At 71.1% G+C, this 12,722-nt stretch carries 11 protein-coding genes; 2 read left to right on the top strand and 9 right to left on the bottom strand.

Annotation, left to right across the window (positions count from 1 at the left end; all coding sequences use genetic code 11):
• Nucleotides 1–443 precede the first annotated feature (443 nt).
• The 3 genes from NRO40_RS22210 to thyX form a co-directional block, all read right to left on the bottom strand.
• Entirely contained in the window at nucleotides 444–2,129 is a 1,686-nt protein-coding gene (locus NRO40_RS22210; RefSeq protein ID WP_058943781.1) for a ribonuclease J, read from the bottom strand.
• A 111-nt stretch (nucleotides 2,130–2,240) separates the two neighbouring features.
• Nucleotides 2,241–3,140, bottom strand: coding sequence for a 4-hydroxy-tetrahydrodipicolinate synthase (dapA, locus tag NRO40_RS22205; protein WP_058943782.1), 900 nt, complete (start codon nucleotides 3,138–3,140; stop codon nucleotides 2,241–2,243).
• A gap of 219 nt (nucleotides 3,141–3,359) precedes the next feature.
• Complete coding sequence (gene thyX, locus NRO40_RS22200; protein WP_408057039.1) at nucleotides 3,360–4,127, bottom strand: FAD-dependent thymidylate synthase; 768 nt, start codon at nucleotides 4,125–4,127, stop codon at nucleotides 3,360–3,362.
• Nucleotides 4,128–4,278: 151 nt separating this feature from the next.
• Between thyX and NRO40_RS22195 the strand changes: the two genes are divergently transcribed.
• The gene (locus NRO40_RS22195; RefSeq protein ID WP_058943783.1) at nucleotides 4,279–4,518 is read left to right on the top strand and encodes a hypothetical protein; all 240 of its coding nucleotides are present in this window, start codon (nucleotides 4,279–4,281) and stop codon (nucleotides 4,516–4,518) included.
• 94 nt (nucleotides 4,519–4,612) lie between these two features.
• On the top strand, nucleotides 4,613–5,170 hold the full coding sequence (locus NRO40_RS22190; RefSeq protein ID WP_058943784.1) for a hypothetical protein: 558 nt from the start codon (nucleotides 4,613–4,615) through the stop codon (nucleotides 5,168–5,170).
• Between the two features lie 104 nt (nucleotides 5,171–5,274).
• Here the strand turns inward: NRO40_RS22190 and NRO40_RS22185 are convergent, their stop codons facing one another.
• The 6 genes from NRO40_RS22185 to eccD form a co-directional block, all read right to left on the bottom strand.
• Complete coding sequence (locus NRO40_RS22185) at nucleotides 5,275–5,727, bottom strand: hypothetical protein (RefSeq protein WP_058943785.1); 453 nt, start codon at nucleotides 5,725–5,727, stop codon at nucleotides 5,275–5,277.
• A gap of 5 nt (nucleotides 5,728–5,732) precedes the next feature.
• Complete coding sequence (dapB, locus tag NRO40_RS22180) at nucleotides 5,733–6,485, bottom strand: 4-hydroxy-tetrahydrodipicolinate reductase (protein ID WP_058943786.1); 753 nt, start codon at nucleotides 6,483–6,485, stop codon at nucleotides 5,733–5,735.
• A 35-nt stretch (nucleotides 6,486–6,520) separates the two neighbouring features.
• Entirely contained in the window at nucleotides 6,521–7,900 is a 1,380-nt protein-coding gene (locus NRO40_RS22175; RefSeq protein ID WP_058943787.1) for a M16 family metallopeptidase, read from the bottom strand.
• Entirely contained in the window at nucleotides 7,897–10,116 is a 2,220-nt protein-coding gene (locus tag NRO40_RS22170) for a polyribonucleotide nucleotidyltransferase (protein ID WP_058943788.1), read from the bottom strand. The genes NRO40_RS22175 and NRO40_RS22170 overlap by 4 nt, the downstream gene beginning before the upstream one ends.
• Before the next feature lie 416 nt (nucleotides 10,117–10,532).
• Entirely contained in the window at nucleotides 10,533–10,823 is a 291-nt protein-coding gene (gene rpsO / locus NRO40_RS22165) for a 30S ribosomal protein S15 (RefSeq protein ID WP_003958228.1), read from the bottom strand.
• Nucleotides 10,824–11,127: 304 nt separating this feature from the next.
• Nucleotides 11,128–12,630, bottom strand: coding sequence for a type VII secretion integral membrane protein EccD (eccD, locus tag NRO40_RS22160; protein ID WP_257375482.1), 1,503 nt, complete (start codon nucleotides 12,628–12,630; stop codon nucleotides 11,128–11,130).
• Nucleotides 12,631–12,722: the final 92 nt, after the last annotated feature.

Raw genomic sequence — 12,722 nt, 5'->3', positions numbered from 1 at the left:
TTTTGGCACGCTGTTGAGTTCTCAAGGAACGGACGCTTCCTTTGTACTCACCCTCTCGGGCTTTCCTCCGGGCGCTTCCCTTCGGTCTTTCGTGTTTCCAGCCTAGCAGATCCGATTTCTCGTTTCCGCCACCCGCTGGAGCGGGCTGCCGGGCCGTTCTCCGCTTTCGCGTTTCCCTTTCCGGCGGTTCCAACCCTACCAGATCCGTTTTCCGTTCCGTTTCCGGTTCGGATTCCATTTCCGGTGGCCGTTGGGGGCCTTTGCCTTTCGGCGCGTCCCGACTTTATCAGAGGTTCTGAGTCGGAATTCCCGCCCTGGTTCCGGGTGACCCCTCCGGCACGTAGCCGAGTCGGGTTCCCGTCGGGCGGAGCCGTAAACCTACTGGAGCGGGGCGCCCCGATGCAAATCGAGGTCGCCCCGCTCCGTTTGCCCTGGTAAGGGGGTCAGACCTCGACCACCACGGGCAGGATCATCGGCCGGCGGCGGTAGGTGTCCGACACCCACTTGCCGATGACGCGGCGGATCAGCTGCTGGAGCTGGTGCGGCTCCACCACACCGTCCTGCGCCGACTTGTTCAGCGCCTCGCCCACCTTCGGGAGGACCGCGTCGAACGCCGCGTCGTCGATGCCCGAGCCGCGGGCGTGGACGAACGGGCCGCCGACGATCTTGCCGGACGTGGAGTCCACGACGAGGAAGACCGAGACGATGCCCTCCTCGCCGAGGATGCGGCGGTCCTTCAGCGCGCCCTCCGTGACGTCGCCGACCGAGAGGCCGTCCACGTACACGTAACCGGCCTGGACCTTGCCGACGATCTTCGCCTTGCCGCCGACCAGGTCGACGACGACGCCGTCCTCGGCGATGACGATGCGGTCCTTCGGTACGCCGGTCAGCGCGCCGAGCTCGGCGTTGGCCCGCAGGTGGCGCCACTCGCCGTGGACCGGCATCAGGTTCTTCGGCCGGCAGATGTTGTAGAAGTACAGCAGCTCGCCGGCGGAGGCGTGACCCGAGACGTGGACCTTGGCGTTGCCCTTGTGGACGACGTTGGCGCCCCAACGGGTCAGGCCGTTGATCACGCGGTAGACCGCGTTCTCGTTCCCCGGGATCAGGGACGACGCCAGGATGACCGTGTCGCCCTGGACGATGCGGATCTGGTGGTCCCGGTTGGCCATGCGGGACAGGGCCGCCATCGGTTCGCCCTGCGAGCCGGTACAGACGAGCACGATCTCGTGGTCGGGCAGGTCGTCCAGCGTCTTCACGTCGACGACCAGGCCCGGCGGCACCCGCAGGTAGCCCAGGTCGCGGGCGATGCCCATGTTGCGGACCATCGAGCGGCCGACGAACGCCACGCGGCGCCCGTACTCGTGGGCGGCGTCGAGGATCTGCTGGATGCGGTGCACGTGGCTGGCGAAGCTCGCCACGATGATGCGCTTCTGGGCGTTCGCGAAGACGTTCCGCAGCACGTTCGAGATGTCGCGCTCCGGCGGGACGAAGCCCGGCACCTCGGCGTTGGTCGAGTCCGACAGCAGGAGGTCGATGCCCTCCTCGCTGAGGCGGGCGAACGCGTGCAGGTCGGTGAGGCGGTTGTCCAGCGGGAGCTGGTCCATCTTGAAGTCGCCCGTGTGCACCACCATGCCCGCGGGGGTGCGGATGGCGACGGCGAGGGCGTCCGGGATGGAGTGGTTGACCGCGATGAACTCGCAGTCGAACGCGCCCAGGACCTCCCGGTGCCCCTCGGCCACCTCCAGGGTGTAGGGGCGGATGCGGTGCTCCTGGAGCTTCGCCTCGATGAGGGCGAGGGTCAGCTTGGAGCCGATCAGCGGGATGTCGGGCTTCAGGCGGAGCAGGTACGGCACGCCGCCGATGTGGTCCTCGTGCCCGTGGGTGAGGACCACCGCCTCGATGTCGTCGAGACGGTCCTTCAGCGTCGTGAAGTCCGGCAGGATCAGGTCGACGCCCGGCTGCTCCTCCTCCGGGAAGAGGACGCCGCAGTCGACGATCAGCAGACGGCCGCCGTACTCGAAGACCGTCATGTTGCGGCCGATCTCACCGAGACCGCCCAGCGGGGTGACGCGCAGGCCGCCCTGGGGGAGCTTGGGCGGGGCACCGAGTTCAGGATGCGGATGACTCAAAAGACTCTCCTCACCACGCGCGCCACGTGCCGCTCAGACACGTGGCGCGTGTGACTTTTCATGCGTGTGCGTAGGACTGTTCTGTTGTCTGTGGAGTTGTGAAGTCCGTTGTCACACCTCTACCCCGCCGGCGGCGAGGTCGCTCCTGAGCTGGGCGGTCTCGGCCGGGGAGAGTTCCACCAGGGGCAGGCGCAGCGGGCCGGCCGGGAGTCCCTGGAGGGCCAGGGCGGCCTTGGTGGTGATCACGCCCTGGGTGCGGAACATGCCGGTGTAGACGGGGAGCAGCTGCTGGTGGATCTCGGTCGCCTTCTGGACGTCGCCGGTGAGATGGGCGTCCAGGAGGGCGCGCAGCTCGGGGGTGACGACGTGGCCGACGACGGAGACGAAGCCGACGGCGCCCACGGAGAGCAGCGGCAGGTTGAGCATGTCGTCGCCGGAGTACCAGGCGAGGCCGGAGCGGGCGATGGCCCAGCTGGCGCGGCCCAGGTCGCCCTTGGCGTCCTTGTTGGCGACGATGCGCGGGTGCTCGGCGAGGCGGACGATCGTCTGCGTGTCGATCGGGACGCCGCTGCGGCCGGGGATGTCGTAGAGCATCACGGGCAGCTCGGTGGCGTCGGCGATGGCCGAGAAGTGACGGTACAGGCCCTCTTGCGGGGGCTTGTTGTAGTACGGCGTGACGGCGAGCAGGCCGTGCGCGCCGGCGCGTTCGGCGGCGCGGGCGAGCTCCAGGGTGTGCCGGGTGTCGTTGGTGCCGATGCCGGCGACGACGTGGGCCCGGTCGCCCACGGCCTCCAGGACCGCCCGTACGAGCTGGTCTTTCTCCGCGTCGCTGGTGGTCGGGGACTCGCCGGTGGTGCCGTTGACGATCAGGCCGTCGTTGCCTGCGTCGACGAGGTGGGCGGCGAGCCGCTGAGCGCCGTCGATGTCGAGTCCGCCGTCCGCCGTGAACGGCGTGACCATGGCGGTGAGGACCCTCCCGAAGGGGGTCTGCGGAGTGGAGATCGGAGCCATGGGTAACACGCTACTCGCTGCTCAGCGCAAGGGGTCCCCTCGGGGACGTGCGGAAGAGGAGCCCGGCACTGCCTGCTCGGGGGTTCAAGCAGTGCCGGGTCCGTTTGATCAGCCTAGATGAACTTCTCAGAATGCCGCAATACGGACACTTCAGACGGCTGATCCGTACATCCGTACAGGACCCGGAACGGAATTTCGGCGGGTCGGGGGTGGGCGGCGCTACGGCGCCACGCGGCCGTTCTTGTTGAAGGCGGCGTGGGTGAGCGGCATGAGCTTCGCCCACTCGGCCTCCATCCGCTCCCCGACCATCTCGATCTCGCGCTGCGGGAACGACGGCACCTTGGCCAGCTCGTGCTGGGTGCGCAGCCCGAGGAAGTGCATCAGCGAGCGGGCGTTGCACGTGGCGTACATGGACGAGAACAAGCCGACCGGCAGAACCGCGCGGGCCACCTCGCGGGCGACGCCGGCAGCCAGCATCTCCTGGTACGCGGTGTACGCCCGCACGTACGACTCCTCCATCGTGTGGGAGACCAGCTTGTGCTGCTGCTCCGTGCCCTCGACGAAGACGTACTTGCCCGGGCGGCCCTCCTGGACCAGCTTCCGGTCGGTGTCCGGGACGTAGAAGACCGGCTCCAGCTCCCGGTAGCGGCCCGACTCCTCGTTGTACGACCAGCCCACGCGGTGCCGCATGAACTCGCGGAACACGAAGATGGGGGCGCTGATGAAGAAGGTCATCGAGTTGTGCTCGAAGGGGCTGCCGTGCCGGTCCCGCATCAGGTAGTTGATCAGGCCCTTGGAGCGCTCCGGGTCCTTGCTCAGCTCGTCGAGGGACTGCTCGCCCGCCGTCGAGACCCGCGCCGCCCACAGCACGTCGGAGTCGGCCGCACTGTGCTTGACCAGCTCGACGGTCACGTCGCTGCGGAAGCTCGGCCGGAGCGCCGGGGGCTCCTCGGGCTGCTGGGGGGTCGCGGCGGGGGTGTCGGTCACCGGCGGGGTCCTTCCGAAGTCGCGTCGCACGGGGCGCGACCACTCTACGTTGCCGGACCGAGATCGATTCACGGGCACCAAACGGTGCGTACGCGCGTCTGAAGGGGTACCAGCCCCGAAGCACCCACAAGCCATCGAAGGAGAACCCCCGATGTTCCGCCGGCGTGAGGCAGTCCCGTTCGCGTTCGTCGCCGAGTCCGACCGCTTCCGCAGTAACGTCACCCCTCCGGCCCCGCAGCGTCCCAGTCTCCCGGAGGTCGCCGGTCGTACCCTGATCGGGCTGACCGTGGTGGCCGGGCTCGTGGGGTCGCTGCTCTTCGGGATGCCGGCGATGCAGGCGGGCCCGTCGGCCGGGCACACCCAGCAGTCCGAGGCCGCCGAGGGCCGTTGACCCGTATGCGCCCCTGCTGTGGCCGGGCCCGGGGGCGCTGGGTAGCCTCACCGGGCACAGCCCGAACGAGCGTGCAAAGAGTTAAGGAACAGTCGTGCCCCTGCCCTTCCTGACGGCCGACCGTGCTTTCGACGCCGCGAGCGACGACACGGCGCTGCCGTTCGACGACGACCACGACCAGTGGCGTCGCCCCTACCGGCCGGGCCCGTGGCGGGTCGTGGCCGCTGCCCTGGCCCTGCTGATCGCCTCGTTCATGCTGCTGGCGACGCTGATCATCGCCGTGGCCGGGGCGCTGCCCGCGGCGGGCGTGTGCCTGGGCGCCGCGGCGGTGGTCGTGCTGGTCGCCCTGCGGCTGCTGCGCGTCGGCACGTGGGTCAGCCGGCACGGCGTGCGGCGCGTGCGGTTCTTCCGCACGACCACGGTGCCGTGGTCGCGGGCCGCGTCGGTCCGCACCGTCCAGCAGCCCGTGCGGTGGCTCGGCCTGCCGCGCACCGTGCAGGGCCAGGCCCTGGTGCTCCACCGGCAGGGTGACGGGGAGCCGCTGACGCTGCTCACCGACCACAACGCCGACTTCCTGTCGCGCGTGGAGGCCTTCGACCGGGCCGCCGACACCGTCGAGGCGTGGAACGCGGAGTACACCCCGGCGTCGTAGGGGGCGTCTTCCGTGCCGCCGGCGCCGTACCCCCTCCGGGTGCGGCGCCGGCGGCGTGCCGGGCCGGGCCCCCCGCGTCCGTCGCCGACGCGGACGGGACCGGTTCAGTGCGGGGTGGGGCGGCCGTCGTGGAGGGCGATCGCGTGCTGCATCGCCTTGCGGGCCCGCGGGGTGTCGCGTGCGTCGCGGTAGGCGACGGCGAGCCGGAACCAGCACCGCCAGTCGCCCGGGGTGTCCTCGGTCTCCGCGCGGCGCCGGGCGAACACCTCGTCGGCGGAGTCGCGGTCGATCCGGCCGTCGGGGGTGCGGCGCAGTTCGTCGACGGGCAGGCCGCCCTCCGCCTCCAGCTCGGCCGCCAGGCGGTTGGCCCGGGTGACGAACCGGGTGTTCATCCACAGGAACCACACGCCGATCGCCGGCAGCACCAGCGCCGCGACCCCGAGGACGACGGTGACCGCGGTGCCCTGCCGGATCAGGGCCAGGCCCCGGCCACCGACCAGGACGAACCAGACCGCCAGGAAGGCGGCCATGACGAAATACGTGATCTTCGCGCCCATGGGGGTCAGCCGAGGTCGAGGAAGTGCTCCAGGCCGAAGGTGAGGCCCGGAACGGTGACGACGCGGCGGCAGCCCAGCAGGATGCCCGGCATGAAGCTGCTGTGGTGCAGCGAGTCGTGGCGGACGGTGAGCGTCTCGCCCTCCCCGCCGAGGAGGACCTCCTGGTGCGCGAGCAGGCCGCGCAGGCGTACGGAGTGGACGGGGACGCCGTCGACGTCGGCGCCGCGCGCTCCCTCCAGGGCCGTGGTGGTCGCGTCGGGCTGCGGGGCGCAGCCCGCCTCGGCGCGGGCGGCGGCGATGAGCTGCGCGGTGCGCGTGGCGGTGCCCGAGGGGGCGTCGACCTTCCGCGGGTGGTGCAGCTCGACGACCTCGACGGACTCGAAGTAGGGGGCGGCGAGCTGCGCGAACTTCATCGTCAGCACGGCGCCGATGGAGAAGTTCGGGGCGATGAGGACGCCCGTGCCGGGACTGGCGTCCAGCCCGCCGCGCAGGTGCGCGAGGCGTTCGTCGGTCCAGCCCGTCGTGCCGACGACGGCGTGGATGCCGTGGCGGAGGCAGTGGTCGAGGTTGTCCATCACCGAGTCCGGCGTGGTCAGTTCGACGGCGACCTGGGCGCCGGACTCGATGAGCGCGTCCAGCGAGTCGCCCCGGCCGAGGGCCGCGACGAGCTCCATGTCGTCCGCGGCCTCCACGGCTCGTACCGCCTCGGAGCCGATGCGGCCCTTGGCGCCGAGGACGGCCACGCGCAGCTTGCTCATGCTTGCTTCCTTACGGGTTGCGGCGGGGGGTCGGTTCAGGAGACGACCGCGTGGAGGCGGTCCGCCTGCTTGTCCTTGAGCGGGCCGATCACCGCGAGCGAGGGCCGCTGTCCGAGGAGCTCGGACGCCACCGCGCGGACGTCGTCCGGGGTGACCGCCGCGATGCGGGCGAGCATGTCGTCGACCGACATCTGGTCGCCCCAGCACAGCTCGCTCTTGCCGATGCGGTTCATCAGGGCGCCGGTGTCCTCCAGGCCGAGGACGGTCGAGCCGGAGAGCTGGCCGACGGCGCGGTGGACCTCGTCGTCGGTGAGGCCCTCGCGGGCGACGAGGTCGAGCTCGTCGCGGCAGATCCGCAGGACGTCGTGGACCTGGCTCGGACGGCAGCCCGCGTACACGCCGAACAGGCCGCAGTCGGCGAAGCCCGAGGTGTACGAGTACACGCTGTAGGCCAGGCCGCGCTTCTCGCGGACCTCCTGGAAGAGGCGGGACGACATGCCGCCGCCCAGGGCGGTGTTCAGCACGCCGAGCGCCCAGCGGCGGTCGTCGGTGCGGGCGAGGCCGGGCATCCCGAGGACGACGTGCGCCTGCTCGGTCCTGCGGCCCACCAGCTCGACGCGGCCGGCCGTGCGGATCGCGCGGCTCCCGTCGCGCGGGGCGACCGGGGCGGCGTCCGAGCGGCCGAGGGCGCCGGCCTTGTCGAAGGCGCGGCGGACCAGGCGGACGACGGTGGCGTGGTCGACGTTGCCCGCGGCGGCGACGACGAGGTGCGTGGGGTCGTAGTGCTTCTTGTAGAAGCGGGCGATCTGGTCCCGGGTGAGGGCGTTGATCGTGTCGACCGTGCCGAGGACGGGCCGCCCGAGAGGCGTGTCGCCGAACATCGTCCGCGCGAAGAGGTCGTGGACGACGTCACCCGGGTCGTCCTCGGTCATCGCGATCTCCTCGAGGATGACGCCGCGCTCGGCGTCGACGTCCTCCTCGCGGATCAGCGAGCCGGTGAGCATGTCGCACACCACGTCGATGGCGAGCGGCAGGTCCGTGTCGAGCACCCGCGCGTAGTAGCAGGTGTACTCCTTCGCCGTGAAGGCGTTCATCTCACCGCCCACCGCGTCGACGGCGGAGGAGATGTCGAGGGCGCTGCGCCCGCGGGTGCCCTTGAAGAGGAGGTGTTCCAGGTAGTGCGTGGCGCCGTTGAGGGTCGGCGTCTCGTCGCGGGACCCGACGTGCGCCCAGATGCCGAAGGTGGCGGAGCGCACGGACGGCAGCGTCTCGGTGACGACGCGCAGTCCGCCCGGGAGGGTGGTGCGGCGGACGGTGCCGATGCCGTCGCGGCCCGGGAGGAGCGTTTGGGTACGGGCGACGGCCCGCGCCTCCGAGGAGGTGCGGGCCGTCGCCTTCGAACTACGGGACGTCACTGGTCGGTGTCGTCCTTGTCGCCCTCGGCGCCGTCCTCGTCCGCCATCACGGGGATGAGGGAGAGCTTGCCGCGCTGGTCGATCTCGGCGATCTCGACCTGGACCTTGGAGCCGACCGCGAGCACGTCCTCGACGTTCTCCACGCGCTTGCCACCGGCGAGCTTGCGGATCTGCGAGATGTGCAGCAGGCCGTCCTTGCCGGGCATCAGGGAGACGAACGCACCGAAGGTGGTGGTCTTGACGACCGTACCCAGGTAGCGCTCGCCGACCTCCGGCATGGTCGGGTTGGCGATGCCGTTGATCGTGGCGCGGGCGGCCTCGGCCTGCGAGCCGACCTGGGCACCGATGTAGATCGTGCCGTCGTCCTCGATCGTGATCTCAGCGCCGGTGTCCTCCTGGATCTGGTTGATCATCTTGCCCTTGGGGCCGATGACCTCACCGATCTTGTCCACGGGGATCTTCACGGTGATGATCCGCGGGGCGTTGGGGGACATCTCGTCCGGCGTGTCGATCGCTTCCATCATCACGTCGAGGATGTGGAGGCGGGCGTCGCGGGCCTGCTTGAGGGCCGCGGCCAGGACGGACGCCGGGATGCCGTCCAGCTTGGTGTCGAGCTGGAGGGCGGTGACGAACTCCTTGGTGCCGGCGACCTTGAAGTCCATGTCGCCGAAGGCGTCCTCGGCACCGAGGATGTCGGTGAGCGCGACGTAGTGCGTCTTGCCCTCGATCTCCTCGGAGATGAGGCCCATGGCGATGCCGGCGACGGGGGCCTTCAGCGGCACACCGGCGTTCAGCAGGGACATGGTGGAGGCGCAGACCGAACCCATGGACGTCGAGCCGTTGGAGCCGAGGGCCTCGGACACCTGGCGGATCGCGTACGGGAACTCCTCGCGCGTCGGGAGGACCGGCACGATCGCGCGCTCGGCGAGCGCGCCGTGGCCGATCTCGCGGCGCTTCGGCGAACCGACGCGGCCGGTCTCACCGACGGAGTACGGCGGGAAGTTGTAGTTGTGCATGTAGCGCTTGCGGGTCACCGGGGAGAGGGTGTCCAGCATCTGCTCCATGCGGAGCATGTTGAGGGTGGTGACGCCCAGGATCTGGGTCTCGCCACGCTCGAACAGCGCCGAGCCGTGCACGCGCGGGATGGCCTCGACCTCGGCGGCCAGCGTGCGGATGTCCGTCAGGCCACGGCCGTCGATGCGGACCTTGTCCTTGATGACGCGCTCGCGAACCAGCTTCTTGGTCAGCGCGCGGTACGCGCCGGAGATCTCCTTCTCGCGACCCTCGAACTGCGGGAGCAGCTTCTCGGCGGCGATCTCCTTGATGCGGTCGAGCTCGGCCTCGCGCTCCTGCTTGCCGGCGATGGTGAGCGCCTGCGACAGCTCGCTCTTCACCGCGGCGGTCAGCGCCTCCAGGACGTCGTCCTGGTAGTCGAGGAAGACCGGGAACTCGCCGACCGGCTTGGCGGCCTTGGCGGCGAGGTCCGACTGGGCCTTGCACAGGACCTTGATGAAGGGCTTCGCGGCCTCGAGACCGGCGGCGACGACCTCCTCGGTCGGCGCCTCGGCGCCGCCCTTGACGAGCTCGACCGTCTTCTCGGTGGCCTCGGCCTCGACCATCATGATCGCGACGTCGCCGTCCTCCAGGACGCGACCGGCGACGACCATGTCGAAGACGGCGTCCTCGAGCTCGGTGTGCGTCGGGAACGCGACCCACTGGCCGTTGATCAGGGCGACGCGGGTGCCGCCGATCGGGCCGGAGAAGGGCAGACCGGCCAGCTGCGTGGAGCAGGAGGCGGCGTTGATGGCGACCACGTCGTACAGGTGGTCGGGGTTGAGCGCCATGATCGTCTCGACGATCTGGATCTCGTTGCGCAGGCCCTTCTTGAAGGAGGGGCGCAGCGGGCGGTCGATCAGGCGGCAGGTGAGGATCGCGTCCTCGGAGGGCCGGCCCTCACGGCGGAAGAAGCTGCCGGGGATCTTGCCGGCGGCGTACATCCGCTCCTCGACGTCCACCGTCAGGGGGAAGAAGTCGAGCTGGTCCTTGGGCTTCTTCGACGCGGTCGTGGCCGACAGCACCATGGTGTCGTCGTCCAGGTACGCGACGGCGGAGCCGGCGGCCTGCTTGGCCAGGCGGCCCGTCTCGAAGCGGATGGTGCGGGTGCCGAAGGAACCGTTGTCGATCACGGCTTCGGCGTAGTGGGTCTCGTTCTCCACCAACGATGTCTCCGTCTACTCGTCGTCTTTTCGCCCCGGCGCCCGTGTGGCGCGGGACGGGGGCGGAGAGATGCGCCTTCTGTGCGGGCCGGTCTTCGATCGAAGCACCCGGGTGCACCCCTGGGACTGCGTCCCGTGGGGCCCGGGGGCCACTACCGAGGACCGGCGACGGCGGGGGGCGTCCCTCCGCTTGCACCGCGATCGCGCGGGGTGCGCGTCACGGTGGCGTCATGTCGTGTCGCCGTGCGGCGTCACGACATGCGGTGTGTGGGTCGTGCGGTGTTCCGTTGTGTCGTTGTGCGACCAGATTACTGAGCTTCCACCCAGGATCGCATTTCCGGTCGCCGCGTGGATTACACGCGTACAGCAAAGGGAGCGGCTCCCGGTCGGTCGGGAACCGCTCCCTTCACGGCGTCTTACTTGGCGCCGCCGGCCGCACCGCGGCGGATGCCGAGGCGGTCCACCAGGGCGCGGAAGCGCTGGATGTCCTTCTTGGCCAGGTACTGCAGCAGGCGGCGGCGCTGGCCGACGAGGATCAGCAGACCACGACGGGAGTGGTGGTCGTGCTTGTGCGTCTTGAGGTGCTCGGTCAGGTCCGAGATGCGGCGGGAGAGCATCGCGACCTGGACCTCGGGGGAGCCGGTGTCGCCCTCCTTGGTGCCGAACTCGGCCATGATCTGCTTCTTCGTGGCGGCGTCGAGAGACACTCGGTACTCCTCAGGGTGTTCGATGCGCCCGCGAGTGCCCCTGGTCTTGATCTCAGGGGGACTTCCGTGACTCGGGGGCGAAGGCACGATGAGCGCTGCTCCCAGATGCTCCGGGGGCGCGTACACAAACGGCCGTCACACAGCGTACCAGCCGGCGCGGGTCCGCCGGACGTGGCCCCTGCCGGGGCCCGGACCCGCCGGGGCGGGCGGGCCGGGCGGGCGGGCGGCGTGCGGTCGGGGCCGGGGGCCGGGCGGGCGTGCGGGCGGGCCGGGGCCGGGGCCGGGTGGGGTCTTCGGGGAGCCCTCAGGAGGTGAGGGCGCGGATGGAGTGGTAGACGTCGAAGACCGCGAGGCAGAGCGGGACCAGCGTGAGCAGGAAGAAGCCCTCGGCGATCTCCAGGAAGCGGCCCCAGAACGGGGTGACGCCCTTGTTCGGCACGATCAGCCCGATGGCGACGATCAGGGCGGCGACCGCGGCGATGGCGGCGGCGAGCCAGACCGTGCGCAGGTCGAGCGCCCCGCCGTCCCCGCGCAGCGCGGCGCGGACGATGTCGTCCGGTGGGTTGACGGCCAGGCCGAGGCCGAGGAGGACGAGGGAGCCGAGCCCGGCCGCGAGGGCGCAGCCGACCTGCGCCGAGTAGCGGAACAGGTGCGCGCGCATCATCATCGCGATGCCCGCGGCCAGGGCGAGCAGCCGGCCCCATACGTCGTCGGAGAAGCCGAGCACTCCGGCCGCGGTGACGGTGACCAGGGCGCAGCCGCCGACGAGGCCGACGAGGAGCTCGTGACCGCGGCGGGCCTGGGCGGCGATGCGGACGGCGTCGACGGGGCCCTGCGGCGCGGTGTCGCCGGCGTCGTACCCGCCGACGGCGGTGCGGGGCGGGTCGAAACCGATGGGCAGACGGGCGAAGCGGGTCGACAGGCTCGGCAGGAACGCCAGGGCGCCGGCGGCGACGGGCGGGCACACGGCGGCGGTCTCGACGGACGTCATGCCGGTGAGGATCGCGACGAAGGAGACGAGCAGGCCCACGGTCGAGGCGAAGACGAACGCGACGAACGGGCTGTCGCCGGCCGGGGCGACCAGCATGAGGATCAGCGACGTGACGAGCACGGCGGCGCAGGCGAGGAGGAACTGCAGCCGGCCCGGTCCGTGCCCGGCGGCGAGCGACAGCAGCCCGGAGCCGCCCACGGCGGCGTTCGCCATCGCGCCGACGCCGAGGGCGACGGCCGAGCCGCGGTCCTCGTACACGCGGGCGCGGACGCAGGCGAGGGAGAGGAGGAGGAGCGCGGCGACGCCGGCGAGGACGCCGGGCAGGCCGTGCGTGTCGTGGCGCGGATCGGCCTGCCACAGGACGAACGCGAGCAGGACGAGCAGCACCGAGCCGCCGAAGAGGCCGGAGCCGCGCATCAGGCCGTCGGTCCAGAACCTGCGGTCGCGGGCGACGGCGGAGGCGACGGCGTCCGAGACGTCGTCGAAGACCGCCGGGGGCAGCGACTCGGCGAAGGGCCGCAGGGAGAGCAGTTCCCCGTCGAGGATGCGCTGCGCGGCCAGCGAGCGGGCGGCGTCGAGCACCGTCCCGTCGCGGCGCACCAGGTGGTACCCGACCGGGCCGCCCTCGACCGGGCTCTGGCCGGAGAGCCTGAGGATCTCCGGGTACAGGTCGGCGACCGGGATGTCCTCGGGCAGCGCCACGTCGACGCGCCCGTCCGGCGCGACGACGGTGACGCGGCAGAAGCCGGTTCCGCCGCCGGACGGCGTCGCGGGACCCGGGTGACCGGTCGTGGTGGCCGCCGCTGGGGCCGTCATGCTCACCTTCTGCTTCCCCTCGTGGTTCTGTGGCCCGGTGGTTCCCGTGGCCCCGTGTCTGTCGTGGCCCGGTGCTTCCCCGGCGCGGTGGT

It is taken from the genome of Streptomyces changanensis, assembly GCF_024600715.1.
In the GTDB taxonomy this organism is placed as follows: Bacteria; Actinomycetota; Actinomycetes; order Streptomycetales; family Streptomycetaceae; genus Streptomyces; species Streptomyces changanensis.
Note: the sequence above shows the minus strand (reverse complement) of the source record. Positions and strands in the feature narration are given on the sequence as shown.

Coding starts and splice junctions, on each gene's coding strand:
- eccD (WP_257375482.1), bottom strand. CDS start 12,630: ATGACGGCCCCAGCGGCGGCCACCACGACCGGTCACCCGGGTCCCGCG.
- NRO40_RS22185 (WP_058943785.1), bottom strand. CDS start 5,727: ATGGGCGCGAAGATCACGTATTTCGTCATGGCCGCCTTCCTGGCGGTC.
- NRO40_RS22195 (WP_058943783.1), top strand. CDS start 4,279: ATGTTCCGCCGGCGTGAGGCAGTCCCGTTCGCGTTCGTCGCCGAGTCC.
- dapB (WP_058943786.1), bottom strand. CDS start 6,485: ATGAGCAAGCTGCGCGTGGCCGTCCTCGGCGCCAAGGGCCGCATCGGC.
- dapA (WP_058943782.1), bottom strand. CDS start 3,140: ATGGCTCCGATCTCCACTCCGCAGACCCCCTTCGGGAGGGTCCTCACC.